Raw genomic sequence first — 26,506 nt, 5'->3', positions numbered from 1 at the left:
ACGATTTCCAAGAGGCAAACGGGCGCCACTTTCGTTTTTAGCGGCCTACACTGGCAGGACGTTGTTCACCGATTGGAGACCATCATGGCACATACATTGGCAGCAGTTTTCACCGCGCGCGATATGGCCGAGCGCGCCCGGCACGACCTGATCACGGCTGGCTTCCCCGGCGCCAGCATCCGCCTGCACGATGCGGGCAGTGACGACATGTCCGCCGCGGAAAACCTCCGCCGCGACGACAACGACAGCCTGCTCGACAGCGTCAAGCATTTCTTTACCGACCTGTTCGGCAGCCACGCCGACCGCCACATCTATGCGGAAGCCGTGCGGCGCGGGCATGTCGTGCTGACGCTGGAGGGAGCGAGCGACGCCGATATCCAGCGCGCCACCGACATCGTCGAACGCTACGCGCCGCTCGACATCGATGCGCACGCGGACCACTGGCGCGCCGGCGGCTGGCAAGGCGCGCCGCAAGACGCCAGTGCGATGCGCCAGGGCGCCAGCATGCAGTCCGATACGTCATCGCAGCAGGGCAGCATGAACGAGGCGCCAGGGTCGCAGCAGTTTGCCACCGACATGGCCCCGCCGCCGTCCAGCGCGGGCGCCAACGTGCGCCGCTATCCCAGCGCCGACAACCTGCCCGGCACCAATTACGACGACGAGCAGTACTACCGCAGCCACTGGAGCGCCACCTATGTCACCACCGGCGCGCGCTTCGAGGACTACGATCCCGCCTACCGCTATGGCCATTCGATGGCGAACAGCGACAGCTACCGGGGCCGCCCATGGGACGACGTGGAAGCGGACCTGCGTTCCACGTGGGAGCACACGTATCCGCAATCGGCGTGGGACAAGTTCAAGGCGGCCGTCAAGCATGGCTGGGAACGCGTGACGTCCTGACGCGCGGGGAGGGGGAATGCCCTCTCTCAGCGCCCCTCGTGCGTGAGCTTGAGGAAGTGGTTCAAGATGTGGAAATGGTCTTCGAAGAATTGCTCTTCCATGGCCGGCAGCGCGGCCACGGGCACCCATTGCGCCAGCGCCGCATCGTCGGCCGCCGTCACGGCCGGCAGCTGGCGCGTCTTCAAATCGAAGTAATGCGCATGCGTGATGGTGCGCCCGCGCTGACTGCGGCCCGGGTGGTCGAACACGGCCACGCCGACCAAGGCCTCGACGAGGGTGGGCGCCAGCACGCCCAGCTGGGTTTCCTCCGCCAGTTCGCGCAGGGCGCCCTGCAGCAGGCGTTCGCGCGGTTCCAGGAAGCCGCCGGGCAAGGCCCATAAATCCTTGCCCGGATAGCCGCCACGGCGCACGAGCAGCACGTGGCCGCCCGTCTGCACCAGCGCGTCGACGGTGGTGAAGATGGGCGGATAAGGCGCCGCGCGCCAGCGCGCTTTATATGCTTCGATGGCGCGGTATTCCTGCACCAGCGGCGCGTACCACGGCAGCAAGGTCCACGCTTTTACATACTGGCCGATGGCCGCCGGCAGCAGCTGCGCCACGGCGCTCAGCGACACGTCCACGTCTTCCGCCTCGAACAGCACGTTGCGGATGGCCGTCGCGCCGATGGGCGCGCCAGGGTCGATCTCCAGGTTCAACAGCTGCCAATGGGGGAAGTGGTGCAGGTAGTAACTGGTGGCGTCCTTGAAGCAGGCCACCAGCATCACGCGCTGCGCCTTCGGCACGGCGCCCGCCACAGCGTGCCGCACGGCGTCAGCCCACAGGCCATCATCGTAGTAGTCGCGCACGGCCACGTAATGCACGCGCGCACGCTGCGCCTCGGGCAAGGTCGCCGCGATCATGGCGGCCCGCTCCTGCCACGTAAACGGGTTCTTCGGGCTGCGCGCATGGAAGGCCGAGCCGAGCACCACCACCACTTGCGCGGCCGTCGTCAGGGCCTTTTGCAGCAAGCCCGCATGGCCATTGTGAAAAGGCTGGAAGCGGCCGATCAGGATGGCCGCGTCGGCAGGGTAGGATGGGGTCATGCGTCGTCTCCGGTGGGGTAGTGGGCGGCAATCGGCAATTGACGCCCGCTGCCAAAGGCGCGCGAACGCACGCGGATGATGGGTGCCGCCTGGCGCCGCTTGTATTCGTTGCGGGCGACCATGCCGAGGATGCGCGTCACCAGAATCCGTCCCTCATCCGTCTCGCGCAGCTGGTCGACCAGGGTCAACGCTTGCGCGCTTTCTGGCGCCGGCAGGCGGCGTCCTTCGATATGCCATTTGAGAATGTCATCGAGCACGGGATACGGCGGCAAGCTGTCGGTGTCGCGCTGGCCCGGCGCCAGTTCCGCCGACGGCGGCTTGTCCAACACGGCGACGGGGATCAGTTCGCGCCCGGCGCTGGCGTTGAGGTGGCGCGACAGGGCAAACACCTCCGTTTTATACAGGTCGCCGATCAGGCCCAGTCCCCCGTTCGTGTCGCCGTACAGGGTGCAGTAACCGACCGAGATTTCGCTCTTGTTGCCGGTGGTGAGCAGCAGGGCGCCAAACGCGTTCGAGTATTCCATCAGGATCGTGCCGCGCACGCGCGCCTGCAGGTTTTCCAGCGGCAGTCCCTGCAGCTTGCCGTCGAAGGCGGCTGCGTAGCCGGTTTCATATTGCGCCACGATGTCGCGGATCGGATGCGTGTAGAGGGGGATGCCCAGGTTGGCGCACAGGGCGACGGAATCGGTGACGGAGCCGGCGCTGGAAAACACGGATGGCATGGTGATGCCCACGACGTTGTCGGCACCCAGCGCCTCGACGGCCAGGGCCAGCGTCAGCGCCGAATCGATGCCGCCCGAGCAGCCGACGACGACTTGCGTAAAGCGGCAGCGGCGCGCGTAGTCGCGTAATCCCAGCACGATCTGGCGCCGCGCAAACTCCACGGCGGGGATGCCGTCCGGGTCGGGCACGGGAAACGCGGTACCGTCGGTACGCGTAAATCGGCCATCGGCAAAGCGCAGCAATGGAAAATCTTCGACGAAGCGGGCCGCTTCGAATTGCACGCCCTGGCTCGGCGACATGGCGAACGAGGCGCCGTCGAACACGAGCTGGTCCTGGCCGCCCACCTGGTTGACGAACAGCAGGGGCAAGTTCACGCGCGCGCAGGCGGCGCCAAACACGGCGTGGCGCTGGGCGCGCTTGCCGATGTCGGACGGGCTGGCGTTGATGCTGACGATGAGGTCGGGCTGCGCCGCGTGCAGGGCGTCGAAGGGGTTGACGGCGTAGGCGCGGCCATCGTCATTCCAGCCATCCTCGCAAATCATGAAGCCGACCTTGCAGCCGGCGATATCCAAGGTGCAGGCGCCGGGCGGGCCCGGCTCGAAATGGCGGCCCTCGTCGAAGATGCCGTAAGTGGGCAGCAGCTGCTTGTAGTATTCGGCGACGATGCGCCCGTCGCGCATCGCCAGCAAGGCGTTGTACAGGGGCTTGCCGACGCCGGAGTTGGGCCGCGCCGTGCCGATGACGGTGACCAGTGCCGGCCAGCGGGTGGACGCTTGCAGCACGGTGTCGAGCGCCTGCTGCATGCCGTGCAGGAAGGCGGCATCCTCGAACAGGTCGCCCGGGTAATACGCGCACAGCGACAGTTCGGGGCAGACGAGCAGGTCGGCGCCTTCCTCGCTGGCGCGCTGCATGCGCGCGAGGATGGCGGCGACATTGGCGTCGAAGTCGCCCACGGTGGGATTCATCTGGGCGAGGGCGATGGTCAGCATGGCGATCTTTCAGTTGGTTGCGCTTGAAACCACTATCCTGCCTGAAAATTTTTCTGAGCGTACTGATGCAACCGTGCAAGCCCGCCGATCCCGCTACAAGGTCTTGAGCCAGGCCCGCAAGCGCGTGCGCGCGTTCGCATATGGCGACGCCGTGTTGAACTGGATCATGCGTCCCATCGTGTAATGCGTGTACCAGGGCTGGCCATACAATTGGGCCTCATCATGGCTTTCGACCAGCGCCAGCAACTGGTTTTTCGCCTGCTCCAGGCGCTGCAGCAAGTCGTCCATGCCCAGTTCAGCATAGTCGGCATAGAAGCGCTGCGCCAGTTTTCCCAGAGCGTTCCACGTGAAACCTTCGGCGGGAAAGGCGATGTCCTCGATGCGTTTGCCGTCGCGCAGCTGCGCGTGCCAGTGCAAAACCAGCTCATTCCAGCCAACCAGGTAGGCGAGCAGATCGCATACGCTCATGCGCGTGCCCGCCACTTGTCCTTCCAGCACGGGCTCGCGCGATAGCGCCGGCGGCACGCGCGCCAGCTCCTGCACCAGCTTCGCATACGTGGTGGTAATCGCTTCGATCAGTTCCGACTTGCTGTTGGGGATCGCCATCACGCCGCCTTGACGACAGGCAAGCCAGCCGCCTGCCAATCGTCGTAGCCGCTGCCGAGACGGCGCGCGTGCAAGCCGTGCTGGCGCAGGGCCGCCACGGCCTGCACGGACAGCACGCAATACGGGCCACGGCAGTAGGCGGCGATCTCTGCGTGCGCGGGCAACTCGCCGAGCCTGCGCTGCAAGTCATCAAAAGGAATATTGACCGCACCGGGCAAGTGCCCGGCGGCAAACTCCTGCGCGGGCCGCACGTCGAGCACGGTGATGCTGGCTTCGCGCATGCGCTCGAGCAGCTCGTCGCCCGTGATCGCTTCCACATGGTCGCCGCGGCCCAGCGCCTGCAACTCGCTGCGCTGGTGCTGCGCGTACACGTCCAGCGCGGCCAGCAGTTGCACGATGGGGCCGCTGCCGAGCCGGTACAGCACGCGCTTGCCATCGCGCCGCGCCTGCACGAAACCGGCGCGCCGCAACTGCTGCAAATGCTGGGAGGTATTGGCCACGGACAAGCCCGTCAACTCCACCAGCTGCTCCACCGCATATTCGCCATGCGCGATCTGCTCGAGCAGGCGCAAACGCGGCGCGCTGCCTAAAATATGGGCAAACCCGGCGGAACCGGTGAGGAATTCGATATCGACATTTTTCATTGACACGATGCTAGCACCCTTATAACATTCAAGCAATAAATTGAATGTTAGGAGCGGCAATGCAAATACTCTGGCTCGATGCACTGGCAATCGGCGTGGGCGCGACGGCGGTGATGGATGTGTGGGCAGTGGCTTTGAAACGCTTCTGGTGCATCCCCTCGCTGAACTTTGCGATGGTGGGGCGCTGGCTCGGCCATTTGCCGCGCGGCACCGTGACGCACACCAATATTGCCCAGGCGGCGCCCGTGCGCGATGAAGCCATCCTGGGCTGGACGGCCCACTACGTGATCGGCGTGCTGTTTGCGGCCGTGCTGCTGGCGCTGGTGGGACCGGAGTGGGTGCAGCAGCCGACGTTCGCGCCGGCGCTGCTGGCGGGCCTCGTGAGCGTGGCCGCGCCATTTTGCATCTTGCAGCCGGGCATGGGCGCCGGTCTGGCCGCCAGCAAGACGCCGCATCCGCCCGCCGCTCGCCTGCGCAGCCTGATGGCCCACACGGCGTTCGGCGTCGGCCTGTACCTGGCGGCCCTGCTGTGGTCGACCGTGCGCTGACTTGTGCAGACTAGCTCGTCAGCGGCGGTACCGGTGCGGGCGCCGGCGCAACGGCTGACATGGCCGGCGCCTCGGGCTGTGCCGGCACGGTGCTCAGCACCATCGTGCTGGGCTTGGCGATGGCGATGTTCGCCTCGTCCAGGCGCTTGAGCAATTCGAACAGCAGCGCGCTGCGGATACCCGACGTCAGGCGTGGCGACGAGGCAAAGCCGGTGGCGTTGAACAACAACAGGCCATTGTCGATGCCGTCGAGCTGCACGCTGGGGGCCGGCGTGTCGAGCACGTCGGGATTGTCGACAAAGACGGACAGGATCAGCGCGCGCGCCGCCTGCGCATCCGTGCCCAGCGGCAGCGGCAGCTTGACCTGGACCAGGCCCAGCGGATTGGCCAGGGTCACGTTGCGCACCGTCTTGGTGATGAATTCCGAGTTCGGCACGATCACCGTGGAACGGTCGCCCAGCTGAATTTCCGTGGCGCGCACATTGATGCGGCGAATATCGCCTTCCACGCCACCGAGCGACACCCAGTCGCCCACTTTGACGGGACGTTCGGCCAGCAGGATCAAGCCGGAAACAAAGTTCTGCACCACGGCCTGCAAGCCAAAACCGATACCCACCGACAAGGCCGACGCCACCCACGCGATGCGCTCGAGGCCGATGCCGGCCGCCGACAGGGCCAGCGCCACGGCCAGCACGCCGCCGATATAGCCGAACAGGGTGATGAACGACACTTGCATGCCCGTATCGAGATTGGTGGTCGGCAAATAACTGTTTTGCAGCCAGCGCTTGAACAGGCCCAGCGCGATAAAGCCGACGACCAGCACCAGCAGCGCCTGGATCATGGCGGCCGGACGGATCGCCACTTCGCCGATGGCCAGGCCATCCTGCAGCTTGCCGACGCGCTGGAACAACTCGCCCGGACCTTCGCCAAATGGCGCCAAGAGCAGCATCAGGGCCAGCAGCACGACGATGGCGCGGCCGATGCCCGACAGCAGCACCGCCGCCTGGTCGCGCGCCTTGGGCGTGGCCAGCACAGGATGGGCGGCGTCCGGCGGCGGCGGCGTGGAGGCCAGCAGCATGCAGATGTCATCGACCAGCACCGTCAGCAAATACGTGCTGCACACCACGACAATGACCCAGGCGATTTGCTTGGCAATAAAACTGCCGAATGCCACATAGCCGATCAGCAAGCTGATGACGCTGGACGCCAGCGCCAGCCACAGCAGCACCGTGACGCAGCGCAGCCACAGCGGCGTGACCAGGGTGGCGGGATCGGCCTCGCGCAACTGGCGCCAGCAGCGCTCGGCGCGCATCAGGCCGTAGGCGATGGTCGTGCTCATCACGAGAGCGACGATGCAGTTGACGGCCACGGCCGTCGACAGGCCCGCATTGATGACGATGGTGACCCGTTCCGTCGCCCACACGAGCACGACGATGAAGGAAAACATCGATGGAAAATTGCGCATGCGGTGCGCCAGCGCATCGGGCAGAGGCAGCAGACGCCACGAGACGCGGCGCGGCGACAGCAGCGCGTGGCCGAGCCCTGCCGTAAAGCCGGCAAAACAGATGATGCCGATCAAGCTGCTGAGGAAAGTCGAGGTCTTTTCGGACAGGCCGCCCTCCCAGCGCAGCCCCATGGCCAGCAATTCGGCCACCAGGCCCGGCGTAGCCAATGCCAGCACCAGCACGGCCAGCGCATGCAAGGAGCGGCGCAAGCGGCCGTGCGGCACGCGCGTGGACGTCACCACCAGCAAATAACGCGAAATCCAGACGCTGGCGCCGATCACGGCCACGATGGCGGCCAGCAAGCCGCCCCAGGCCGACCACGGCGTGGCGCTTGCCGCATTCGCCAATTCCAGCTCCAGCGCCCGCAAGCGCTGCAGGTTCTGCGGCAATTCCGCATGCAACTGCTTCCAGAACGAGCCGGCCAGAATCGAGGCCGTGCGTTCGCCCAGGCGCGCCTGCAACTGCGCGCGGCGCACCGTCGACACCTGCTCCGACGCCTGCGTCGCTTCCACAGCCAGCAGGCGCGCCAGTTTCACCTGCGCATCGAGCGCGCTGCTGGTGCGGTCCAGCTGGCTGCGCTGCGCCGCCACGTCGGGAGCATCTTTCGTCCCCGCAGCCGGCGCCCCCAGCTCGGCCAGCCGCGCCTGCACGCTGGTGAGCGTGGGCGCCAGCGACTCGGCCACCTTGTCCGCCTCGGCGCTGGCCGCCAGCGCATCGGCGCGCATCTGCGACAAGGTCGCGTCATCGAGCTCCGCCTCGCCATCGAGCGCCTTCTGGATACCGGTGATCTGCTTGCGCAAGCCATCGAGACGCTGGTCGGCCGTGGCGGCATCGTCGACGGGCTGCGACCAGGCGGGCGGCGGGGCCAGCGAGCAGGCCAGCAACAACGCCAGCAGGAAGGGAAAGAAACGGAGACGGAAAGAAGTCATGCGGACCTAAGGCTGAAAATGGGAAAAATTGCCGAATCGGCGGCGACGCCGGTCATGGCCTGCCGCCCGGCGGGTGCCTGCCAATATAGCTGAAAACACGCGCAAGCCGCAGAACAGGCGGAACCGGCGTGCATCCAAGGGGGCGACTAGGCATATTGCCCTATGGAAATATCACATAAAAAGGTCTAGGATCGTCCTCCGCTTGGCGGCGCGGCCCCCAATCCGCAGCCGCCGACCTTTTGACCATTCCCTCCGTATTGAGACTGCCATGAAGTTTTTATCCAACCTGACCATCGGCACCCGCCTCGCCGTGGGCTTTGGCGCCATCGGCGCCATGCTGATCATCATCTCCTGCCTGGGCATTGCCATGCTGGGCAAGATCAACCAGGGCACCGGCCATATCGTGCATGACAGCATGCCGAAGATTGAGCTCGCCAACAGCGTATCGGCCAACATCAACGACATCGCCATTGCCTTGCGCAACATGATGCTCAGCGCCGATCCGGCCGACCAGCGCAAGCAAACGGACGCCATCCTGGCCGCGCGCCAGGCGGCGGCCGGCAATCTCGGCAAGCTCGCGAACATGCTCGATTCGGAGCGTGAACGCACGCTGATGGCCAAGATGAACGACGCCAACACGCGCTACGCGCAAGGGCAGGAGGCCTTGCTGGAACTGATCAGGAGCGGCACGCCGGACGACAGCAGCGCCTATCTGTACGGCCAACTGCGCCCCGTCTTGCTGGTCTACAAGCAATTGATTGCTGAACAGATCAGCTTGCAAAATACCCTGGCCAACACGGCGGGCGACAATGCCAATGCGACCTATGCCAACACGCGCACCTTGCTGATCGGCATGTCGCTGGCGGCGCTGGCCATCGCGGCGGCCTTGGCGTACGGCATCACGCGCTCGATCACCGGCCCCGTCACCACGGCGCTGCAGGTAGCCAACACGGTGGCCGCAGGTGATTTGCGCAGCCAGATCACGGTGCAGTCGCGCGATGAAATGGGACAACTGTTGCAGGCGCTCAAGCGCATGAACGACAACCTGGCGCAAACGGTGGGCACGGTGCGTGCCGGCACGGAAACGATCGCCTCGGCCTCGTCCGAAGTGGCGGCGGGCAGCCTGGACCTGTCTGCGCGAACGGAGCAGCAAGCCAGCTCGCTGGAAGAGACGGCCTCCTCCATGGAAGAACTGACCTCGACCGTCAAGCAGAATGCCGACAATGCGCGCCAGGCGCATGTGCTGGCCGACACGGCCTCCGGCGTGGCGCAGCGCGGCGGCGCCGTCATCGCGCAAGTGGTGGCGACCATGCGGCAAATCGACGCCTCGTCGAACAAGATCGCCGACATCATCGGCGTCATCGATGGCATCGCCTTCCAGACCAACATTCTGGCCTTGAACGCGGCCGTGGAAGCGGCACGCGCGGGCGAGCAGGGCCGTGGCTTCGCCGTCGTGGCCACGGAAGTGCGCAGCCTGGCGCACCGCTCGGCCGCCGCGGCCAAGGAAATCAAGACCCTGATCGACGACTCGACCCGGAGCGTGGCGGCCGGTAGCGAGCTCGTGCATCAAGCCGGCAACACCATGACCGACATGGTCGACAGCGTGCGCCGCGTTACCGACATCATGGAAGAAATCACCTCGGCCAGCGCGGAACAGACGGCCGGCATCGAGCAAATCAACCAGGCCATCAGCGAGATGGACAACGTCACCCAGCAAAACGCGGCCCTGGTGGAAGAATCGGCGGCAGCGGCGGCGGCCATGCAGGAGCAGGCGGCGACCCTGGCGCAGGTGGTGAGCGCATTTAAACTGGGCGGCGTGCCAGCGGCGACCTTGCCAACACCTGCCGCGCGGCCAGCGGCCGGCACGGCAATGCGCGTGGCCGTGACAGCGGCGCCGCAACGCGCCTGCGCACCGGCACAGTGGGAGGAATTCTAGAATGGCGCGACGACGGATCATATGAACATAAGATTGAATTTAATCGTATTAAATTCAGTTTTATGTTCACTTTAAAAATCAACTGCGGCGTTCATATTCTTCCAATTAAAGACCACAATCCGCCGGCCGCCGCGACATCACACGCGACGCCATGCTGCGCGATGTGACCCGTTTCGGCTTCGCCACGCGCCAACAGGCGGAAGATGATGTCGATGCCCTGCTGGCGCGCATCGAGAAAGCTTTTGCGCAGGTGGCGCCGCTGCTGAACGCAGCCTTGCGGGCACGGATGGGGGAGCGCTTGCGGACAATGCTGCTGCGCCTGGCTTAGGCGCAGGCGTAACTTCACCAGCCGGCTAGGAAAGCTCTCCCCGGATGATTGCCGCACCTGCGCTGAGCGCATTCAACTTGCCTCTTGCGACCTGGCGAGCCAGGGGCGCCATGCCGCAGTTGGTGCTCGGGTAGAGTTTGTCGGCATCGACAAAGCGCAGCGCTTTGCGCAGGGTGTTGGCGACTTCCTCCGGCGTTTCAATGGTATTGCTGGCCACGTCGATGGCCCCGACCATCACCTTCTTGCCACGAATGAGTTCAATCAGGTCGATGGGCACGCGCGAGTTGTGGCATTCGAGCGAGATGATGTCGATATTCGATTTCTGCAGCTTCGGGAAAGACTCTTCATATTGGCGCCACTCGGAGCCCAGCGTATTTTTCCAGTCCGTATTGGCCTTGATGCCATAGCCGTAGCAGATGTGGACAGCCGTTTCGCATTTGAGTCCTTCGATCGCCCTTTCCAGCGTGGCAATCCCCCAGTCATTGACCTCATCAAAGAAGACATTGAATGCAGGTTCGTCAAACTGGATGATGTCGACACCGGCCGCCTCCAGTTCCCTCGCTTCCTGATTGAGTATCTTGGCAAATTCCCAGGCCAGTTTTTCACGGCTCTTGTAGTGGCTGTCATACAGCGTATCGATCATCGTCATCGGGCCTGGCAGGGCCCATTTGATCGGCTGCGTGGTTTGCTGGCGTAAAAATTTGGCGTCTTCCACAAACACCGGCTTCGGGCGACTCACGGCGCCAACCACGGTCGGCACGCTCGCATCGTAGCGGTCACGAATCCTGACGGTCTCGCGTTTGTCAAAATCCACGCCGCTCAGATGCTCGATAAACGTGGTGACGAAATGCTGACGGGTTTGCTCGCCATCACTGACGATATCGATGCCTGCGTGCTGCTGTTCCTGCAGTGACAAACGCAGAGCATCCTGTTTGCCCTCGATCAATTCCTCGTCCTGTAATTTCCACGGCGACCACAGTTTTTCAGGCTGTGCCAGCCAGGAAGGTTTGGGCAAGCTGCCGGCAGTGGAAGTAGGCAATAATTTTTTCATGATAAATGCTTTCGTTTATTTTTTTAATCAGAGCGCGTAGTTCGCAGACCATTGTTCAAGAATATTCTTGTATGGCTTGATGAAGTGCTCTTCTGTGTATTTGCCTTGCTTGACCGCCAACTGGCTGCGCTCTTCCCGGTCATAGACAATTTGCGTCAACGAATAATCCTGGTTCTTCAGGCTGGGCTGATACAACTTCCCCGCTGCGGAATTGGCATTGTAAATTTCGGGCCGGTAGATCTTTTGGAACGTTTCCATCGTGCTGATGGTGCCGATCAGTTCAAGATTGCTGTAGTCGCCAAGCAGATCGCCGATAAAGTAGAAAGCCAGCGGTGCGGAGCTGTTGGGCGGCATGAAATAGCGCACCTGCATCCCCATCTTTTCGAAATATTCATCGGTCGAAGAGAACTCATTTTGTTGGTACTCGACGCCCAGGATGGGGTGCTGGTTTTCAGTGCGCTGATAAGTCTTGCTGCTCGAGGCGCTGATGCAGATAACGGGCGGCTTGCTGAAGTGCGCTTTATAGGTGTCTGACCTGACAAAGTGCTTGAACAGCTTGCCATGGAAATCGCCGAAATTGTCCGGCGTGCCAAACGTGGATTTATTATTGTTGTGCTCTGGCAGCAGCACGCTGAAGTCGTAATCGCGCACGTAGGAGGAGAAGTTATTCCCGGCGATGCCATCAATGCGCTCATTGGTTTTTTTATCGATGATGTTCGGCTTCAATATCTCGATCAGTGGAATATTGTCGCCTTCGGCATCGATATTCAACGCGACGGAAATGATTTCAAGCTCGACCGAGTAGCGGTCTGCCTTCGGGTTGTCCCAATGCGCCAGGTTGTTGAAGCGGCTGTCGATCATTTTCAAGGTATTGCGCAAGTTCTCCTGGCGACGCTCTCCTCTGGCCAGATTGGCAAAGTTGGTCGTCAGGCGCGTGCTGTCCGATGGGTGATAGTTTTCATCGAAAACAATGCTCTTGATGCTGAATACAAAATCTTTGCTCATGGTGATCTGTCCTGATTTCTGCGAAAAGGTGAATATATTGATTGACCGTGGTGATGCGTATCAGGCCGCGACCAGCTCTTCAGCGGTGGCGGATCTCGCATGGCGCGTCAAGCCGATCAAGGGCAATGCCCGTTGCACGGCCAAGGTGGCGCGCTGGATCAGGGCCTCGTCCTGCAGGCGGTAGTCGGTAAAGTCCTTGTCGGTCGCGTAGACGCCCAGCGGCAATGTGCGTGCCTGGAAGAAGCTGAACAGCGGCCGCAACTGGTGGTCGATCATCAGGGCATGGCGCTCGCTGCCGCCGGTAGCTGCCAGCAAAACGGGCTTGTCGATCAAGGCGTCCTGGTCAATGAAGTCGAAGAAGTGCTTGAACAGGCCCGTGTACGCGCCACGATAGACCGGTGTCGCCACCACCAGGATGTCCGCTTGCTCGACCGCCGCGAGTTCCCGCTCCACCGTCTCGGGCAGATGGGAGCGCCAGATTGCGCCGGCCAGCTGCGGCGCGAGCTGCCCCAGTTCGACCAGCCGTTGTTCGCACAGCACTTCCTCGGCGATCAAATCCATCAGGTGCTCGGCCAGGGCGGCAGCCTTGGAAGGGCGTTGCAGCCCGCCGGAAACGGCGACTAAGCGAAGTGGACGTGTCATGTTTGCTTTCATAGGGAGTGATGCGCGAGGGCGAAGAATGCCAACAGCAAGAGGATGGATGATAACGGGGGGGATCGATGAAGTATAATGGTCTTATTTCATACATCCATGAATATGGCTCATTCCAATGCTTGAACGTATCCACCTCAGCATCGTCCAGCAAGTCGAAAAGCAAGGGTCGTTGACGGCCGCCGCAGGCGTGCTGAACCTGACGCAGTCGGCCTTGAGCCACAGCATGAAGAAGCTGGAGCAGCAACTGGGCACCGACGTCTGGCTGCGCGAAGGGCGCAACCTGCGCCTGACGCAGGCCGGCCAGTACTTGCTGGCAGTGGCGAACCGGGTGCTGCCGCAACTGGACTTGGCCGAAGAGCGCCTGGGCCAGTTCGCGCAGGGCGAGCGCGGTGCGTTGCGCATCGGCATGGAATGCCATCCTTGCTACCAGTGGCTGCTCAAGGTAGTGTCTCCCTATCTGGCCGCGTGGCCCGACGTGGATGTCGACGTCAAGCAGAAGTTCCAGTTCGGCGGGATCGGCGCGCTCTTCGGCTACGAGATCGACTTGCTGGTCACGCCCGACCCGCTGTACAAGCCGGGGCTGACATTCGAACCCGTGTTCGACTACGAGCAGGTGCTCGTCGTGGCCAAGGGCCATGCCCTGGCGTCGGCAGCCTATGTGAAGCCGCAGCAGCTGACGCAGGAAGTGCTGATCAGCTACCCCGTGGACATCGAGCGCCTGGACATCTACAACCAGTTCCTGTTGCCTGCCGGTGTCACGCCCAAGCGCCACAAAGCCATCGAAACGACCGACATCATGTTGCAGATGGTGGCCAGCGGCCGCGGCGTAGCCGCCCTGCCGCGCTGGCTGGTCGAGGAATACGCGGCCAAGATGGACGTGGTGCCTGTGCGGCTGGGCGCGCGCGGCATCGCCAAGCAGATCTTCCTGGGCGCACGCGAGACGGACACCGCCATCGACTACGTCAAGGCCTTCATCGCCATGGCGCAAGGAAGCTAAGGTAAAACCCTTGATGCATCCCGCTCAGCCCTGGCCCGCCAACAACATCACGCACGCCTATTCGCTGGAAGCCAGTACGAAAGACATTGCTGCGCTGAGCGCGGCGGCGCCCCGGATATTGCCCGGGTCCACCATTTCCATTCCCTACCTGGCACGCGAGGACGACGACGCGCGGCTTGCCGCGGCGCGGGCCGTGCGCAGCCTCGGCTTTGAGCCCATGCCGCACTTGTCTGCGCGCCGTATCGCTTCGCTCGCCGGCTTGGAGTCCTTCGTCCAGCGCGCGGCCGCTGAAGCCGGCGTCGAGCGCTGCTTCGTCATCGCTGGCGATCCACCCACACCGATGGGGCCGTTTGCCGACAGTGCCGCGCTGATCGACACAGGTATTTTTGAGCGCGCGGGCATGAAAGTGATCGGCGTGGGTGGCCACCCGGAAGGCCATCCGGTGATGAGCAAGGCTGAACAGTGGGAGGTGCTTGAGCGCAAGTGCCATAGCATCGAGAAGCACGGCATGGCGCCCTTGATCGTCACACAGTTTGCGTTTGATGCCGACGTCGTGTTGACGTGGTTGCAAGCCCTGCGCGCGCGTGGCATAACCCATCCCGTGCACGTGGGCGTGCCGGGCCCCGCGAGCATCGCCGTGCTGGCGCGCTATGCCGCGGTGTGCGGTGTGGGCGCCTGCGCATCGATGTGGTCCAAATATGGCGTCTCGATCGGCAAGCTGTTCGGCACGGCAGGGCCCGATCTGTTTGTCGAGCGCCTGGCCGCCGGCCTGACAGCAGCACATGGCGAGGTCAGCCTGCATTTCTTTCCATTTGGCGGCATCGCACAGTCGGTGAAGTGGATAGAGCAGTACCGTTCTCGTACCGCCCCAGGCCCTTGAGCATCCTGTGCGACGACCGCCTCTCTGGCGGCGCCGCGCCACCAGAGCAATACACAATCCGCCCTGCTTACTCCACCGTCACCGACTTCGCCAGATTGCGTGGCTTGTCCACATCCGTGCCGCGCGCCAGCGCCGTGTGATACGCCAGCAATTGCAGTGCGACCACGTGCAGGATCGGCGACAGATCGCCGTAGTGCTCGGGCAGGCGGATGACGTGCAGGCCTTCGCCGGAGCTGATGCGCGAATCGACGTCGGCGAAGACATACAATTGGCCGCCGCGGGCGCGCACTTCCTGCATGTTCGATTTGAGCTTTTCGATCAGGGCGTCGTTTGGCGCGATGGTGACGACCGGCATTTCATTCGTCACCAGGGCCAGCGGGCCGTGCTTCAATTCACCGGCCGGATACGCTTCCGCGTGGATGTACGAGATTTCCTTCAGTTTCAACGCGCCTTCCAGGGCGATCGGGTAGTGCATGCCGCGACCGAGGAAGAGGGCGTTTTCCTTGCGCGCAAATTCTTCGGACCAGGCGATGATTTGCGGTTCCAGCGCCAGCACGGACGCGATGGCGACGGGCAGGTGGCGCATGGCTTTCAGGTGCGCCGCTTCCTGTTCTTCGGACAGGTGGCCATTGACTTGCGCCAGGCACAAGGTCAGCAGGAACAGACCGGCCAGCTGCGTCGTGAACGCTTTGGTGGATGCCACGCCGACTTCCACGCCGGCGCGCGTGATGTAGGCCAAGGCGCATTCGCGCACCATGGCGCTGGTGGCCACGTTGCAGATGGTCAAGGTGTGCTGCATGCCCAGGCTGCGCGCGTGTTTCAGGGCGGCCAGGGTATCGGCCGTTTCGCCGCTTTGCGAAATGGTCACCACCAGCGTGTTCGGGTGCGGCACGCTGTCGCGGTAGCGGTATTCGCTGGCCACTTCCACGCTGACGGGCACCTTGGCGATCGACTCGATCCAGTATTTCGCCGTCATGCCGGCGTACGAGCTGGTGCCGCAGGCCAAGATCAGCACGCGGTCGATCTGCTTGAAGATTTTATAGGCGTCGTCGCCGAACAGTTCCGGCATGATGCCCGTCACGCCTTCCAAGGTGTCGCCGATGGCGCGCGGCTGCTCGAAGATTTCCTTCTGCATGTAGTGGCGGTACGGGCCCAGCTCGGCCGCGCCCGTGTGCGCGTGCACGGTTTTCACTTCGCGCTCGACGGGCTTGCCATCGACGTCGACGATCCAGCAGCGTGACAGTTGCAGGTCGACCACATCGCCCTCTTCCAGGTAGATGATCTGGTCCGTCGTGCCGGCCAGCGCCATGGCGTCGGACGCGACAAAGTTTTCACCATTGCCCAGGCCGACGATCAGGGGCGAACCCTGGCGCGCGGCGACCACGCGGTGCGGTTCGTCGCGGCAGAACACGGCGATCGCATACGCGCCATCGAGGCGTTTCACGGCTTGCTGCACGGTTTCGAACAGGTCGCCGTTGTACATGTGCTCGACCAGGTGGGCGATCACTTCCGTGTCCGTCTGGCTCTGGAAGACGTAACCGAGGGCCGTCAGTTCGGCACGCAGTTCGTCGTGGTTTTCGATGATGCCGTTATGCACCAGCGCCACGCGGGCGTTCTCTTCCGTTGGGGAAAAGTGCGGGTGGGCATTGAACGAGACAGGGGCGCCATGCGTGGCCCAGCGCGTGTGGGCGATGCCCGTGAAACCGCTCAAGCCTTCTTCGCCGATCTGCTTTTCCAGCTCGGCCACGCGCGAGGTGGAGCGCGAACGCTGCAAACGGCCATCCGCATGCAGGGCGATGCCGCAGGAATCGTAGCCGCGGTATTCCAGGCGCTTCAAGCCTTCGACCAGGATGGGAGTGATATTACGTTGCGCTACTGCGCCGACGATGCCGCACATGGAAACCTCTGTCTAAAATTTAATCAATGCACGCATGCTAATGCAGAGTGCATGAAATATGCTTTCTAAATAAGTGTATATTTGACTGAATATTTCACCTCTATTTTGTGGTGAAATATTATTTCATTTAAACTCAATATATTCTCCAATTCTTCAATACCATGAGCGAAGACAACATTACCCTCGACGAAATCGATCGTCGCATCCTGAACGCCTTGCAAATTGATGCATCGCAAACCAACAGTGAACTGGCGCGCTCGGTGCACGTCTCGGCGCCCACCTGTTTGCGGCGGGTCAAGCATTTAAGGGAAAGCGGCGTCATCGAGCGGCAAGTGGCCATCGTCGCGCCGCAGCTGGTGGGCGCGCGCCTGACTGCCATCGTGGAAATCACGCTCGACGTGCAGGCGGCGGAGCGCATGGCGGAATTCGAGCAGCTCGTGGCGCAGGAAGCTGCTGTGCTGCAATGCTACCGCGTCTCGCCCGGGCCCGACTTCGTGCTGATGGTGCAGGTGGCCGACATGCCCGCCTACCACGCGCTGGCGCACCGCCTGTTTGCCGCACACGCGAATGTGCGCAACGTGAAAAGCTACTTTTCCACGTTCCGCAGCAAATTCGAGACGCGCATCGCGGTGTGAAGCAAGCGGACAGAACAGTTATCCCTGCTTATCCTCACTTTTCCGCATGCTTATACACAAGTTTATCCACAGTATAAAAATCACGGATTTTCACGGCTGCCACATCTGGCCTCGGAGGAGGCCCCTCAATAAATGTGTAGCTACTGCCGGGCAAAACTTATCCGGGCTTATCCATCGCTTGCCCACGCTTTAATCACAGCCTTTTGCACAGCTTTACCCACAGCCAGCATTGACGAATAACTCTTGAATATCCTTACAATACAATGACTTATAAGTTATTCATCACTTATCCGTAGATTACACACAAGCTTATCCACAGTCCAGGCAAGCAAAAATCCGGCGATGCTTTTTCAGTCTGCACGGACTGGCTTGTACGCTGGAGCGGCAAGCTGGGCCAAAAAACTTATCCCGTCTTTTCCACAGGTTCTTGACCGTTTATACGCAGCTTATACCGGGCTTATCCATCACTTGTCCGCATGCTTGTTCACATGTTTATCCACACACAACAATACGGAGAAAATACGGGATGGGGAAAATGGCAGGACTTATCCCGGGTTGTCAGCCAACTCTCCACAGGATTATCCACAGGTATAAAAAAACGCCGCCAGCCCGGACAGGCTGACGGCGTCATGCTTACCGAGGGCGGTGCGCTTACTTCTTGATTTTCACGGGACGCGTCCAGCCGTCGATGGTCACCTGGCGCGCGCGCGAAACGGTCAGCTTGCCGGCCGGCGCATCTTTCGACAAGGTCGTGCCGGCGCCCAGGGTGGCGCCCTTGCCGACGGTGACGGGCGCGATCAACTGGCTGTCGCTGCCAATGAAGGCGTCGTCTTCAATCACCGTGCGGAACTTGTTCACGCCGTCATAGTTGCAGGTAATCGTGCCGGCCCCGATGTTGACCTTCGAGCCGATGGTGGCGTCGCCGATGTAGGCCAGGTGATTCGCCTTGCTGTGCGCGGCGATCTGGCTGTTTTTCACTTCGACGAAGTTACCGATGTGCACGTCTTCCGCCAGGACCGTGCCCGGGCGCAGGCGCGCGTACGGGCCGATGATGGAGGCGGCGCCGACGATGGCGTCCTCGATATGGCAGAAGGGCTTGATGTGTGCGCCAGCCGCCACCGTGGCGTTGATGAAGACGTTGTTGGCGCCCACGCGCACGCCGTCGCCCAGTTCGACTCTGCCTTCGAACACGCAGCCGACGTCGATGGTGACATCGCGGCCGCAAATGAGTTCGCCGCGCACGTCGATGCGGGCCGGGTCAAACAGGGTCACGCCACGCTCGAGCAGCGCTTGCGCGATATTGTTCTGGTGGATGCGTTCCAGCTGGGCCAGCTGCACCTTGCTGTTGACGCCCGCCACTTCCCACACGGCAGCAGGCTGGGCCGAGGTGACGGCAACACCATCAGCGACGGCCTGGGCAACGATATCGGTCAGATAGTATTCCCCTTGCGCATTGTCATTCGACAAGGCGGACAGCCATTGCTTCAGGGCCACGGTGGGCGCGACCATGATGCCGCTGTTGATTTCCTGGATGGCGCGCTCTGCTGGCGTGGCATCTTTTTCCTCGACGATGCGCACGATGGCGCCGTTCTCGCGCACGATGCGGCCCAGGCCGAAGGGATCGTCCTGTTCCACGGTCAGGATGGCCAGCTTATCGTTGCCAGCCGCATCCACCAGTTGTTGCAGGGAAACAGCGCTGGTCAGCGGCACGTCGCCGTACAGGATCAGGGTCGGCACGCTGTCGTCCAGCAAAGGCAGCGCTTGCTGCACGGCATGGCCGGTGCCCAGCTGCTGCGCCTGTTCAGCGGCGTCGATCTGCACGGCATGGTTCACCTTGTAGCCGTCGAGCAACTTCAGCACCGCTGCGCCCCCATGCCCGTAAATCACGCATAATCGGGACGGCGCCAGGCCGCGCGCCGTGTCGATGACGTGCGACAACAATGGCTTGCCCGCCAACGGGTGCAATACCTTGGGCAGTGCCGACTGCATGCGTTTGCCCATACCGGCAGCGAGAATGACAACGTTCATAGACCGTCTTTTATAAGTTAAGAATATGAAAAAGTTTAACACGCAGGCCCCATTCTCCAGCCGCTTTCGTTACGCCGTGCTGGCCATGCTTTTCATTATTGTCGCAGGCTGCAGCGGCTTGCGCCTGGCCTACAACAATGGCGATACCGTGCTGTACTGGTGGCTGAACGCGTATGTCGACCTCGACCGCGACCAGAAAGGCTGGGTGCGCGAGGATATCGACAAGCTGTTCGACTGGCACCGCAAGACGCAATTGAAGGATTACGTGGAGATCCTGCGCACGGGCCAGAAGCAGTTGCAAGGCAATATCACGCAGGCGGACCTGATGGCCGATTACAGCGAGATCAAGCAGCGCACCCAGGCGCTGCTGCTGAAAGCGGCGCCCGAACTGGCCGACCTGGCGCGCTCGCTCAAGCCCGAGCAGATCGCACAGATGGAAAAGAAGTTCAAGTCGAACAATGATGATTACCGCAAGAAATATCTGAGCGGCGACCAGGAGAAGCGCCAGCAACTGCGCTACAAGAAAGCCATGGAGCAATTCGAACTGTGGTTCGGCAGCTTCAGCAGCGAGCAGGAAGCCATCATCCGCAAGGCGTCCGACGCGCGTCCGCTGAACAATGAGATCTGGCTCGACGAACGCATGCGGCGCCAGCAGAATGTGTTGAACCTGGTCAAGAAGGTTCACCAGGAAAAACTCGGCAAGGACGCCACCGTGGGCTTGATCACGACCCTGATCAAGGACAGTTTCGAGCGCCTCGAACATTCGGAGCGCAAGGCCTTCTTCGATGCCTACGAAAGCAGCACGGCGCAGATGGTCTTGACAGTGATCAAGATCGCCACGCCGGCGCAAAAGGCCCACGCCGTCAAGCGCATGCAGGGCTGGATCGACGATTTCAATTCCCTGGCCACACAACCCAAATAGCGGGGCAGCGCCAGCAGGGGGGAGGGGGCCATATGCTATAGTGGCCGCCATCGAATTGAAGAAATCCCCATGCAAAAGAAGATTAAAAAACCCGCCAAAGTCCCTGTCCACCACGCGCCGCCACCGAACCAGGTGCGCATCATCGGTGGCCAGTGGAAGCGCTCCGTGCTGCCTGTTTTGCAGGCACTCGGTTTGCGCCCGACACCGGACCGCGTGCGCGAAACCGTATTTAACTGGATCAATCACTTGCGCGACGGCGACTGGGCCAACGCCCAGGTGCTGGATCTGTTCGCCGGCAGCGGCGCGCTGGGTTTCGAAGCGGCCAGCCGCGGCGCCGCGTCCGTCACCATGGTCGACACGCACACGCCCGTGATTCGCCAGCTGGAAGAAAACAAGACGAAATTGCGCGCTGATAATGTCCAACTGCTGCGCGGCGACGCCCTGCTGACGGCGCAAGGCCTGGCAGCGCGCGGCCAGCGCTTCGATCTAATCTTCCTTGACCCGCCTTACCAGCTGGATTTCCTCGCGAAAGTACTGCCGCTGTGCGCCAATCTGCTCAAGGAAGGCGGCATCATATACGCGGAATCGGGCTTGCCGCTGGTCTTCGATGAAAACAGCGCGCTGGAAAAACCAGAATGGATGGCGCCATGGGAAGTCATCCGCGCCGACAAGGCGGGCACCGTTTATTATCATTTGCTAACTTACAACAAAATGCCGGCAACTGCCTGAATCTGCCTATAAATGAGGCAAAAAGGCTCCCTGGCCCGAGGCGCAGCACCAATTTCAGGCATAATGCGCGTCTATATTGGTGCATCGTCAGGGAGCCGCAATGGTTGTAGCCGTTTATCCAGGAACATTCGATCCGCTCACGCGTGGTCATGAAGATTTGGTGCGCCGCGCATCGGGTCTGTTTGACAAGCTGATCGTCGGTGTGGCCGACAGCAAGAACAAGCAACCGTTTTTCTCGCTCGACGAACGCCTGGAAATCGCCAACGAAGTGCTTGGCCACTATCCGAATGTGCAAGTGGAAAGCTTTTCCGGCTTGCTCAAGGATTTCGTGCGCAAGCATGAAGCGCGTGTCATCGTGCGCGGCTTGCGCGCCGTTTCCGACTTCGAATACGAATTCCAGATGGCGGGCATGAACCGCTACCTGCTGCCCGATGTCGAAACCATGTTCCTGACGCCGTCCGACCAGTACCAGTTCATTTCGGGCACCATCGTGCGCGAAATCGCGGCGCTGGGCGGCGACGTCTCCAAGTTTGTCTTCCCCTCGGTGAACCGCTGGCTGCAGAACAAGATTGCCGCCAACGCTGCCTCATCGCAATAAGTAAGAGTGAAATCATGGCATTACTGATCACCGACGAATGCATCAATTGCGACATTTGCGAGCCCGAGTGCCCGAATGACGCGATCTACATGGGCGCGGAAATCTACGAAATCGATCCCAACAAGTGCACCGAATGCGTGGGCCACTTTGACGAGCCGCAATGCCAGCAAGTGTGCCCCGTCAGCTGCATCCCCTTCAATCCCGCCTGGCGCGAAAGCCCGGAACAATTGATGGCCAAGTACGAACGCCTGCAGGCGGAACTGCCTGCCGCCAAAACCTAAGCTTTTCTCCCGCGCCCCCTTCTGCGTGGCGCCAGCTTCTGCCAACTGTTCTACACTGTGTGCTGACTTATCCACAGCCCATGGTTTCCACGGAGGTAGAAGATGCAAATAAGCACATCCCGTTTCGGCCGTTCCCTCGCTGCCGCCTGCCTGTACGCCGCCTTGGCACAAGCGGCGCTGGCCGTCGAGGTGGGCGGCGTCAAGCTGGACGACACGGTACAACTGGCCAGCCGCGAGTTGAAACTCAACGGCGCCGGCGTGCGCTACAAGGTCATCTTCAAGGTCTACACGATCGCGCTGTACCTGCCGGAAAAGAAAACCCAGCTGGCCGACATTTTGGTGCTGCCCGGACCGCGCCGTCTGGAAATCGTCATGCTGCGCGACATCACTTCCGACGAGCTGGGGCAAGCCTTCATGCAGGGCTTGAAGCGCAGTTCCGACCAGGCCGACCGCACACGCCTGCTGAGCCAGACGATGCAATTCGGCGCCATGTTCGAAATGGTGCCCGGCCTGAAAAAGGGCGACATTCTGACCGTGGACTGGCTGCCGGAAGAGGGAACCTTGTGCAAACTGAACGGCAAGCAGGTGGGCGACATGGTGCCGGACCTGGCCTTTTACAATGCGCTGCTGAAAATCTGGATCGGCGCCCATCCTGCCGACACTTTGCTGCGCGCGCATTTGTTGGGCGATATGGCTTAAAGCGGCTTGAACGAAAACGCGGGCGTAAAAAAAGCCGGCGCATGCCGGCTTGTCTTTCTGCAACAGCGAGCTTATGCGCGTGTCGACAGGGCGCGCAATTCGGCGGCGTTGCTTGGCGATACGCCATCCATCTTGCCCAGGGTGCGCTTCAAGGCTTGCGCTTCGCGCATCTGCTGGCGCGCCAGACGCTCTTCTCGGCTCAGCTTGGGACGCACCACCAGCATCATGGCGCGGGCAATCCCCACCAGCAAAGGCTTGAACAGCAGGGCGAACGCGCCCACGGCGACGATCACCAGCACGAGTTGCAGGGCGTTCAACAGAGAAATCTCCAGCACGGGTGCGGATACTGCGTACAGGGCGGAGGCGAAGGTAGACATAGTGTTCCAGTGCATTATAGAATTTGCCAGTACTATAGTGCAGTGCAACATATAAATCTAATTCCATTTCTTGATACCAATTATATGAATCGTGAATGGAAAACTGTAATATTTTTTAACGAGTGAAAATATTCGTGCCCGGCGCGGTTTACACTCCTAAGTAATCAATTTTAAGTAATCAATTCAACTTTTATCTTGGGCTTTCCATGAGTTTTCTGACGCTGGATCTGAACTTGCTGCGTGTTTTCGACGCCGTCATGACGGAACAAAACCTGACGCGCGCAGCCGGCCACCTGGCGATGACGCAGCCGGCGGTATCGAACGCCATCAAACGCCTGCGCGAGAGCCTCGGTGACGAGTTGCTGATCCGCACGGCCTACGGCGTGAAACCCACGCCCCGCGCCGAAGCCCTGTGGCCATCCGTGCGCTCGGCCCTGGCCAGCCTGGAAGCGGCCGTCACGCCGGAAACTTTCGACGTGTCGAAAACCCACGCCACCTTCCGCATGGCCATGGCCGATGCGACGGCCGCGTTCTGGCTGCCCTCGCTGATGCGCTCGATCGAACGGGAAGCACCGGGCGTCAACGTGCGCATGATGCCGCTGACGACGCGCGAACCGCGCCCGATGCTGCTGCGCGGCGATATCGACCTGGCCGTGGGCTTCTTTCCCGGCGTGGCAGCGCAATTGTCGAGCGAAACGGGTTCGCCCATCCGCCACGAGCGCCTGTATTCCGGCAAGTATGTGTGCGTGATGCGGCGCGGCCATCCGCTGGCCGACAAGGAATTGACTCTGGATAACTACTGCGCAGCCAACCATTTATTGGTGAGCTTTTCCGGCCGCGCACATGGCTTGATCGACGAAGCGCTGTCGCAGATCCACCGCGAACGGCGCATTCTGTTGACGGTCAACCAGTTCTTCACAGCAGGCAGAGTGGTCGCCAATTCCGACCTGATCACGGTCTTGCCGCGCCATTTGATCGCCTCGACGGGCATGACGGAGTCCCTGCTGTACAAAGATTTGCCATTGACCTTGCCGGCCGTCCACCTGGACATGCTGTGGCACGAGCGCGATGCCCGCAGCCCCGCCCACAAATGGCTGCGCAACCATCTGGAAAGCATGAACACGCCCACCCTGCGCACGGCCACGGCCGCCGGCGGCGGCGTGGCACCGAAGCCGCATATCGAGTAAGCGTCGCCTGCACAAGAAAAAACGCCTGATGATCTCTCATCAGGCGTTTTGCTATGCGTGGTTGCTGGAGCGATAACCGATGCGAAAACCGCCCCAGTGCTTGCCCTCGACGTGGATGGGCACGGACAAATCGTGCATGACCTCGCCTGTGTCGCGTTTATAGGTCTGCAGCAGGAAGGCCTTGGTGTTGCTGCCGCAGCGCTTGCCCGTGCGGTCGCTGAAGATGCGCTTGGTGCGGTTATTGACCATATCGGTGGCGTAGTCGCCCGTCAGCGGCTGGGAAAACTTCTTGTTGTGCGTCGGAAAATAGCCATTGTTGTCGACGGCGCCCGCATACGCCAGGTGGGGTAGGGCGGCCAGCACGCCTTCCTGCAGGTCGGGCAGCACCTTGTCCGTAAACGCGTCGAACTTCGTGTTGTGCTTGGGCGGATTGGTGTTCGGAATCGGGCGGTAGTGGCGGTCGAACAGGGCTTCGCGCGTGATGCGGCCCGACGCGATCGCTTGCTCGAACAGTTTGCCCACGTCGCGCGCGGCGCGCTGGGCCGCCTCGCGGATCTCGTCGTGCGGCGTGGCCACGCTCGATTCACCGAGGGCGCCGGCGATCACTTCGGCCCGCTCGGCCAGGGCCATGGCCGACTGCGTGGCGCGCGGCAATTCGGCATTCGTCGACAGCATGCTGTCGCGGATTTGCAGGATGGCGTCGGCGATCACTTGCGTCGTGTCGACGTGTTCGCGCGAGGCGCGGGCAATTTGCCCGATCTCGTCTTCCGACTCGCCCGACGATTGCTCGATATGGCTGAGTGAGGCGTGCACGCTTTCCACGTTGCGCGCCGCTTCCGTGACACCGGCCGCCAGCGAACTCATGCCGCGCGCGGCTTTTTCCGACTGTTCATTGATTTCGCGCACCATGACGCTGATTTCATCGGAAGCTTCCTTGGTGCGCTGCGCCAATTGCCGCACTTCACCGGCCACGACGGCAAAACCGCGGCCATGTTCGCCGGCACGGGCCGCTTCGATGGCGGCGTTCAGCGCCAGCAAGTTGGTGCGCGCGGAAATATCGGAAATGGCTTCCGTGAAGCCCGTGATGCGTTTGGATTTTTCCTGCAGGCTCAGCATGGTGCTGGACGCGCCTTGCGCTTCCTCGCGTGCCGTATTGATGCGGCGCAAGCCCTGGTCCACTTCGGCACGCGCCGCCACGCTTTCCACGCGCACGCCGGCCGCTACCTTGGCGGCCCGTTCCGCATTGGCGGCGATCTTTTCCGTCATCGCGGCATTTTGTACGGAACTGTCGGCAATGTCGCTGGCCGTGCGGACATCAAGTTCCACCTTCTGTTTGACGGAATCGACGAAATACGAGGTTTCAGCCGCACCGATCATGATGGCATCGATGGCATTGCCCACCGTGTCGGCGAACTGGTGCAAGCCCGGTTCGCCGCGTGGACGGCCGGCAAACGCCAGCAGCGCGGCGCCGATGGCGGCGGCCACGCAGGCAATCAAATAAGGATGGTCGCCGCCCGACAGCAGCAGCAGATAGGCCAGGCAACAGGCCACGGCCATTGCCAGGATCGTGAATACAAAGAAACGCACCAGCTGATGCTGCAACTGCTTCATTTGTCCCCCGCTGCGCGAACCCGTCACGTCCCTGGAGGGACGTGCTGTGGCCGTATGCGGATGGGCACGATTGCCCACCTTGCACCCTGAACACAACGTCTGCGCGTGTTTTCAGGCCGGCTACCGGATAGCAGAATTGTAGTTCTACCCTACAACATTTGTTCCGATAGCTCAATCAGAAAAACGGGGCGGCTACACCAGGGTCACTTAATTGGCAATTTGGTGGTGTTTTTGACCTCTTCCATGACGGCATAAGTGTGGGTTTCCCGCACACCTTTCTGCAACAGCGTCTTGCCCAGGAATTCGCGGTAGGCGGCCATGTCCTTGACGCGCGCCTTGACCAGGTAATCGAAACCGCCAGCGACCATATGACATTCCAGTACCTCTGGAATGATTTGTACGCTATGCTTGAAGGCGTCGAACACTTCCGGTGTCGTGCGATCGAGCACCACTTCGATGAACACCAGCAGCGACACGTCGAGCAGCTGCGGGTTCAACTGGGCCGTATAGCCCATGATGTAACCGGATTCGTGCAGCTTGCGCACGCGCTCCAGGCAGGCGGCCGGCGACAGGTTCACGCGCGCGGCCAGCTCCACATTGCTGATGCGTCCATCGCTCTGCAATTCCATCAGGATTTTCTTACTGATCTTGTCCAGCATTCCCATCACCCCCAAATTAATATTATTTGGTTAAATTGTCGCATCAAAAACTATCTATTGCTAGTCCCCTGTATTACCAGAATTAATCCATAAGAATCCCCTTTAC

The 26,506-nt window shown here is 61.6% G+C and carries 26 protein-coding genes; 13 read left to right on the top strand and 13 right to left on the bottom strand.

The genetic code is table 11. The features are described 5' to 3' along the window. Positions 1-84 precede the first annotated feature (84 nt). A complete protein-coding gene (locus MRBLMS1_RS18245) occupies positions 85-900 on the top strand; it encodes a hypothetical protein (RefSeq protein ID WP_485880870.1) in 816 nt (271 codons plus the stop codon). Between the two features lie 26 nt (positions 901-926). Here the strand turns inward: MRBLMS1_RS18245 and MRBLMS1_RS18240 are convergent, their stop codons facing one another. The 4 genes from MRBLMS1_RS18240 to MRBLMS1_RS18225 all read right to left on the bottom strand — a co-directional run bounded on the left by MRBLMS1_RS18240 (position 927) and on the right by MRBLMS1_RS18225 (position 4,944). Next, positions 927-1,982, bottom strand: coding sequence for a bifunctional nicotinamide-nucleotide adenylyltransferase/Nudix hydroxylase (locus tag MRBLMS1_RS18240; RefSeq protein ID WP_485880868.1), 1,056 nt, complete (start codon positions 1,980-1,982; stop codon positions 927-929). Next, positions 1,979-3,694, bottom strand: a complete 1,716-nt coding sequence (locus tag MRBLMS1_RS18235; RefSeq protein ID WP_485880866.1) for an NAD+ synthase — start codon at positions 3,692-3,694, stop codon at positions 1,979-1,981. The genes MRBLMS1_RS18240 and MRBLMS1_RS18235 overlap by 4 nt, the downstream gene beginning before the upstream one ends. Before the next feature lie 93 nt (positions 3,695-3,787). Further along, entirely contained in the window at positions 3,788-4,300 is a 513-nt protein-coding gene (locus MRBLMS1_RS18230; protein WP_485880864.1) for a ClbS/DfsB family four-helix bundle protein, read from the bottom strand. After that, the gene (locus tag MRBLMS1_RS18225; protein ID WP_456148128.1) at positions 4,300-4,944 is read right to left on the bottom strand and encodes an ArsR/SmtB family transcription factor; all 645 of its coding nucleotides are present in this window, start codon (positions 4,942-4,944) and stop codon (positions 4,300-4,302) included. The genes MRBLMS1_RS18230 and MRBLMS1_RS18225 overlap by 1 nt, the downstream gene beginning before the upstream one ends. A 59-nt stretch (positions 4,945-5,003) precedes the next feature. Between MRBLMS1_RS18225 and MRBLMS1_RS18220 the strand changes: the two genes are divergently transcribed. Next, positions 5,004-5,492: a DUF2938 domain-containing protein gene (locus tag MRBLMS1_RS18220; RefSeq protein ID WP_485880861.1), complete on the top strand. Its 489-nt coding sequence runs from the start codon at positions 5,004-5,006 to the stop codon at positions 5,490-5,492. A gap of 10 nt (positions 5,493-5,502) precedes the next feature. On the opposite strand, the gene MRBLMS1_RS18215 is transcribed toward MRBLMS1_RS18220, so the two are convergent. Next, positions 5,503-7,926, bottom strand: coding sequence for a DUF3772 domain-containing protein (locus MRBLMS1_RS18215; RefSeq protein ID WP_485880859.1), 2,424 nt, complete (start codon positions 7,924-7,926; stop codon positions 5,503-5,505). Between the two features lie 268 nt (positions 7,927-8,194). Between MRBLMS1_RS18215 and MRBLMS1_RS18210 the strand changes: the two genes are divergently transcribed. Then, on the top strand, positions 8,195-9,862 hold the full coding sequence (locus tag MRBLMS1_RS18210; protein WP_485880857.1) for a methyl-accepting chemotaxis protein: 1,668 nt from the start codon (positions 8,195-8,197) through the stop codon (positions 9,860-9,862). Between the two features lie 151 nt (positions 9,863-10,013). Next, positions 10,014-10,190 (top strand): hypothetical protein, encoded by a 177-nt coding sequence (locus MRBLMS1_RS18205; protein WP_485880855.1) that lies wholly within the window; start codon positions 10,014-10,016, stop codon positions 10,188-10,190. A gap of 25 nt (positions 10,191-10,215) precedes the next feature. Here MRBLMS1_RS18205 and MRBLMS1_RS18200 read toward each other — a convergent pair whose 3' ends face one another. The 3 genes from MRBLMS1_RS18200 to msuE are packed head-to-tail and all read right to left on the bottom strand — an operon-like array spanning position 10,216 to position 12,888. Beyond that, positions 10,216-11,241 (bottom strand): methionine synthase, encoded by a 1,026-nt coding sequence (locus MRBLMS1_RS18200; RefSeq protein WP_485880853.1) that lies wholly within the window; start codon positions 11,239-11,241, stop codon positions 10,216-10,218. Positions 11,242-11,268: 27 nt separating this feature from the next. Continuing rightward, positions 11,269-12,246 (bottom strand): DUF1852 domain-containing protein, encoded by a 978-nt coding sequence (locus tag MRBLMS1_RS18195; RefSeq protein ID WP_331778182.1) that lies wholly within the window; start codon positions 12,244-12,246, stop codon positions 11,269-11,271. A 60-nt stretch (positions 12,247-12,306) separates the two neighbouring features. Further along, entirely contained in the window at positions 12,307-12,888 is a 582-nt protein-coding gene (gene msuE, locus MRBLMS1_RS18190; protein WP_485880850.1) for an FMN reductase, read from the bottom strand. Positions 12,889-13,015: 127 nt separating this feature from the next. On the opposite strand from msuE, the gene MRBLMS1_RS18185 reads away from it, so the two are divergent. Together MRBLMS1_RS18185 and MRBLMS1_RS18180 are read left to right on the top strand one after the other, a co-directional pair. Then, positions 13,016-13,897: a LysR family transcriptional regulator gene (locus MRBLMS1_RS18185; RefSeq protein ID WP_485880848.1), complete on the top strand. Its 882-nt coding sequence runs from the start codon at positions 13,016-13,018 to the stop codon at positions 13,895-13,897. 13 nt (positions 13,898-13,910) lie between these two features. Beyond that, positions 13,911-14,777 (top strand): methylenetetrahydrofolate reductase, encoded by an 867-nt coding sequence (locus MRBLMS1_RS18180; RefSeq protein WP_485881040.1) that lies wholly within the window; start codon positions 13,911-13,913, stop codon positions 14,775-14,777. Between the two features lie 67 nt (positions 14,778-14,844). Here MRBLMS1_RS18180 and glmS read toward each other — a convergent pair whose 3' ends face one another. Then, complete coding sequence (gene glmS / locus MRBLMS1_RS18175; protein WP_128140719.1) at positions 14,845-16,674, bottom strand: glutamine--fructose-6-phosphate transaminase (isomerizing); 1,830 nt, start codon at positions 16,672-16,674, stop codon at positions 14,845-14,847. A 161-nt stretch (positions 16,675-16,835) separates the two neighbouring features. Here glmS and MRBLMS1_RS18170 point away from each other — a divergent pair, with 161 nt between their 5' ends. Continuing rightward, positions 16,836-17,309, top strand: coding sequence for an Lrp/AsnC family transcriptional regulator (locus MRBLMS1_RS18170; protein WP_338680277.1), 474 nt, complete (start codon positions 16,836-16,838; stop codon positions 17,307-17,309). Between the two features lie 651 nt (positions 17,310-17,960). On the opposite strand, the gene glmU is transcribed toward MRBLMS1_RS18170, so the two are convergent. After that, entirely contained in the window at positions 17,961-19,337 is a 1,377-nt protein-coding gene (gene glmU / locus MRBLMS1_RS18165) for a bifunctional UDP-N-acetylglucosamine diphosphorylase/glucosamine-1-phosphate N-acetyltransferase GlmU (RefSeq protein WP_485880845.1), read from the bottom strand. Positions 19,338-19,362: 25 nt separating this feature from the next. On the opposite strand from glmU, the gene MRBLMS1_RS18160 reads away from it, so the two are divergent. The 5 genes from MRBLMS1_RS18160 to MRBLMS1_RS18140 all read left to right on the top strand — a co-directional run bounded on the left by MRBLMS1_RS18160 (position 19,363) and on the right by MRBLMS1_RS18140 (position 22,566). Beyond that, positions 19,363-20,259, top strand: a complete 897-nt coding sequence (locus MRBLMS1_RS18160; protein ID WP_034752628.1) for a DUF6279 family lipoprotein — start codon at positions 19,363-19,365, stop codon at positions 20,257-20,259. A 69-nt stretch (positions 20,260-20,328) separates the two neighbouring features. After that, a complete protein-coding gene (gene rsmD / locus MRBLMS1_RS18155; RefSeq protein ID WP_485880843.1) occupies positions 20,329-20,988 on the top strand; it encodes a 16S rRNA (guanine(966)-N(2))-methyltransferase RsmD in 660 nt (219 codons plus the stop codon). A gap of 100 nt (positions 20,989-21,088) precedes the next feature. Then, positions 21,089-21,586 carry a pantetheine-phosphate adenylyltransferase gene (gene coaD, locus MRBLMS1_RS18150; RefSeq protein ID WP_034752633.1) on the top strand — a complete coding sequence of 166 codons (498 nt, stop codon included), beginning with the start codon at positions 21,089-21,091 and terminating at the stop codon, positions 21,584-21,586. A 14-nt stretch (positions 21,587-21,600) separates the two neighbouring features. Beyond that, complete coding sequence (locus MRBLMS1_RS18145; RefSeq protein WP_034752637.1) at positions 21,601-21,867, top strand: YfhL family 4Fe-4S dicluster ferredoxin; 267 nt, start codon at positions 21,601-21,603, stop codon at positions 21,865-21,867. Positions 21,868-21,969: 102 nt separating this feature from the next. Further along, on the top strand, positions 21,970-22,566 hold the full coding sequence (locus MRBLMS1_RS18140) for a chalcone isomerase family protein (RefSeq protein ID WP_485880840.1): 597 nt from the start codon (positions 21,970-21,972) through the stop codon (positions 22,564-22,566). Between the two features lie 71 nt (positions 22,567-22,637). Here the strand turns inward: MRBLMS1_RS18140 and MRBLMS1_RS18135 are convergent, their stop codons facing one another. Beyond that, entirely contained in the window at positions 22,638-22,943 is a 306-nt protein-coding gene (locus MRBLMS1_RS18135; protein WP_034752641.1) for a hypothetical protein, read from the bottom strand. A 206-nt stretch (positions 22,944-23,149) separates the two neighbouring features. Here MRBLMS1_RS18135 and MRBLMS1_RS18130 point away from each other — a divergent pair, with 206 nt between their 5' ends. Continuing rightward, a complete protein-coding gene (locus MRBLMS1_RS18130; RefSeq protein WP_034752642.1) occupies positions 23,150-24,130 on the top strand; it encodes a LysR family transcriptional regulator in 981 nt (326 codons plus the stop codon). Positions 24,131-24,181: 51 nt separating this feature from the next. Here the strand turns inward: MRBLMS1_RS18130 and MRBLMS1_RS18125 are convergent, their stop codons facing one another. Both MRBLMS1_RS18125 and MRBLMS1_RS18120 read right to left on the bottom strand, forming a co-directional pair. Next, on the bottom strand, positions 24,182-25,741 hold the full coding sequence (locus tag MRBLMS1_RS18125) for a methyl-accepting chemotaxis protein (RefSeq protein WP_485880837.1): 1,560 nt from the start codon (positions 25,739-25,741) through the stop codon (positions 24,182-24,184). A gap of 203 nt (positions 25,742-25,944) precedes the next feature. Next, a complete protein-coding gene (locus tag MRBLMS1_RS18120) occupies positions 25,945-26,400 on the bottom strand; it encodes an Lrp/AsnC ligand binding domain-containing protein (protein WP_010393827.1) in 456 nt (151 codons plus the stop codon). Between the last annotated feature and the right edge of the window lie 106 nt (positions 26,401-26,506).

Source organism: Massilia sp. LMS1-1-1.1, from assembly GCF_040815535.1.
Classification (GTDB): Bacteria; Pseudomonadota; Gammaproteobacteria; order Burkholderiales; family Burkholderiaceae_D; genus Janthinobacterium; species Janthinobacterium aestuarii.
This window is presented reverse-complemented; position numbering and strand designations above follow the sequence as displayed.

Coding starts and splice junctions, on each gene's coding strand:
- MRBLMS1_RS18245 (WP_485880870.1), top strand. CDS start 85: ATGGCACATACATTGGCAGCAGTTTTCACCGCGCGCGATATGGCCGAG.
- MRBLMS1_RS18240 (WP_485880868.1), bottom strand. CDS start 1,982: ATGACCCCATCCTACCCTGCCGACGCGGCCATCCTGATCGGCCGCTTC.
- MRBLMS1_RS18235 (WP_485880866.1), bottom strand. CDS start 3,694: ATGCTGACCATCGCCCTCGCCCAGATGAATCCCACCGTGGGCGACTTC.
- MRBLMS1_RS18230 (WP_485880864.1), bottom strand. CDS start 4,300: ATGGCGATCCCCAACAGCAAGTCGGAACTGATCGAAGCGATTACCACC.
- MRBLMS1_RS18225 (WP_456148128.1), bottom strand. CDS start 4,944: ATGAAAAATGTCGATATCGAATTCCTCACCGGTTCCGCCGGGTTTGCC.
- MRBLMS1_RS18220 (WP_485880861.1), top strand. CDS start 5,004: ATGCAAATACTCTGGCTCGATGCACTGGCAATCGGCGTGGGCGCGACG.
- MRBLMS1_RS18215 (WP_485880859.1), bottom strand. CDS start 7,926: ATGACTTCTTTCCGTCTCCGTTTCTTTCCCTTCCTGCTGGCGTTGTTG.
- MRBLMS1_RS18210 (WP_485880857.1), top strand. CDS start 8,195: ATGAAGTTTTTATCCAACCTGACCATCGGCACCCGCCTCGCCGTGGGC.
- MRBLMS1_RS18205 (WP_485880855.1), top strand. CDS start 10,014: ATGCTGCGCGATGTGACCCGTTTCGGCTTCGCCACGCGCCAACAGGCG.
- MRBLMS1_RS18200 (WP_485880853.1), bottom strand. CDS start 11,241: ATGAAAAAATTATTGCCTACTTCCACTGCCGGCAGCTTGCCCAAACCT.
- MRBLMS1_RS18195 (WP_331778182.1), bottom strand. CDS start 12,246: ATGAGCAAAGATTTTGTATTCAGCATCAAGAGCATTGTTTTCGATGAA.
- msuE (WP_485880850.1), bottom strand. CDS start 12,888: ATGACACGTCCACTTCGCTTAGTCGCCGTTTCCGGCGGGCTGCAACGC.
- MRBLMS1_RS18185 (WP_485880848.1), top strand. CDS start 13,016: ATGCTTGAACGTATCCACCTCAGCATCGTCCAGCAAGTCGAAAAGCAA.
- MRBLMS1_RS18180 (WP_485881040.1), top strand. CDS start 13,911: ATGCATCCCGCTCAGCCCTGGCCCGCCAACAACATCACGCACGCCTAT.
- glmS (WP_128140719.1), bottom strand. CDS start 16,674: ATGTGCGGCATCGTCGGCGCAGTAGCGCAACGTAATATCACTCCCATC.
- MRBLMS1_RS18170 (WP_338680277.1), top strand. CDS start 16,836: ATGAGCGAAGACAACATTACCCTCGACGAAATCGATCGTCGCATCCTG.
- glmU (WP_485880845.1), bottom strand. CDS start 19,337: ATGAACGTTGTCATTCTCGCTGCCGGTATGGGCAAACGCATGCAGTCG.
- MRBLMS1_RS18160 (WP_034752628.1), top strand. CDS start 19,363: ATGAAAAAGTTTAACACGCAGGCCCCATTCTCCAGCCGCTTTCGTTAC.
- rsmD (WP_485880843.1), top strand. CDS start 20,329: ATGCAAAAGAAGATTAAAAAACCCGCCAAAGTCCCTGTCCACCACGCG.
- coaD (WP_034752633.1), top strand. CDS start 21,089: ATGGTTGTAGCCGTTTATCCAGGAACATTCGATCCGCTCACGCGTGGT.
- MRBLMS1_RS18145 (WP_034752637.1), top strand. CDS start 21,601: ATGGCATTACTGATCACCGACGAATGCATCAATTGCGACATTTGCGAG.
- MRBLMS1_RS18140 (WP_485880840.1), top strand. CDS start 21,970: ATGCAAATAAGCACATCCCGTTTCGGCCGTTCCCTCGCTGCCGCCTGC.
- MRBLMS1_RS18135 (WP_034752641.1), bottom strand. CDS start 22,943: ATGTCTACCTTCGCCTCCGCCCTGTACGCAGTATCCGCACCCGTGCTG.
- MRBLMS1_RS18130 (WP_034752642.1), top strand. CDS start 23,150: ATGAGTTTTCTGACGCTGGATCTGAACTTGCTGCGTGTTTTCGACGCC.
- MRBLMS1_RS18125 (WP_485880837.1), bottom strand. CDS start 25,741: ATGAAGCAGTTGCAGCATCAGCTGGTGCGTTTCTTTGTATTCACGATC.
- MRBLMS1_RS18120 (WP_010393827.1), bottom strand. CDS start 26,400: ATGCTGGACAAGATCAGTAAGAAAATCCTGATGGAATTGCAGAGCGAT.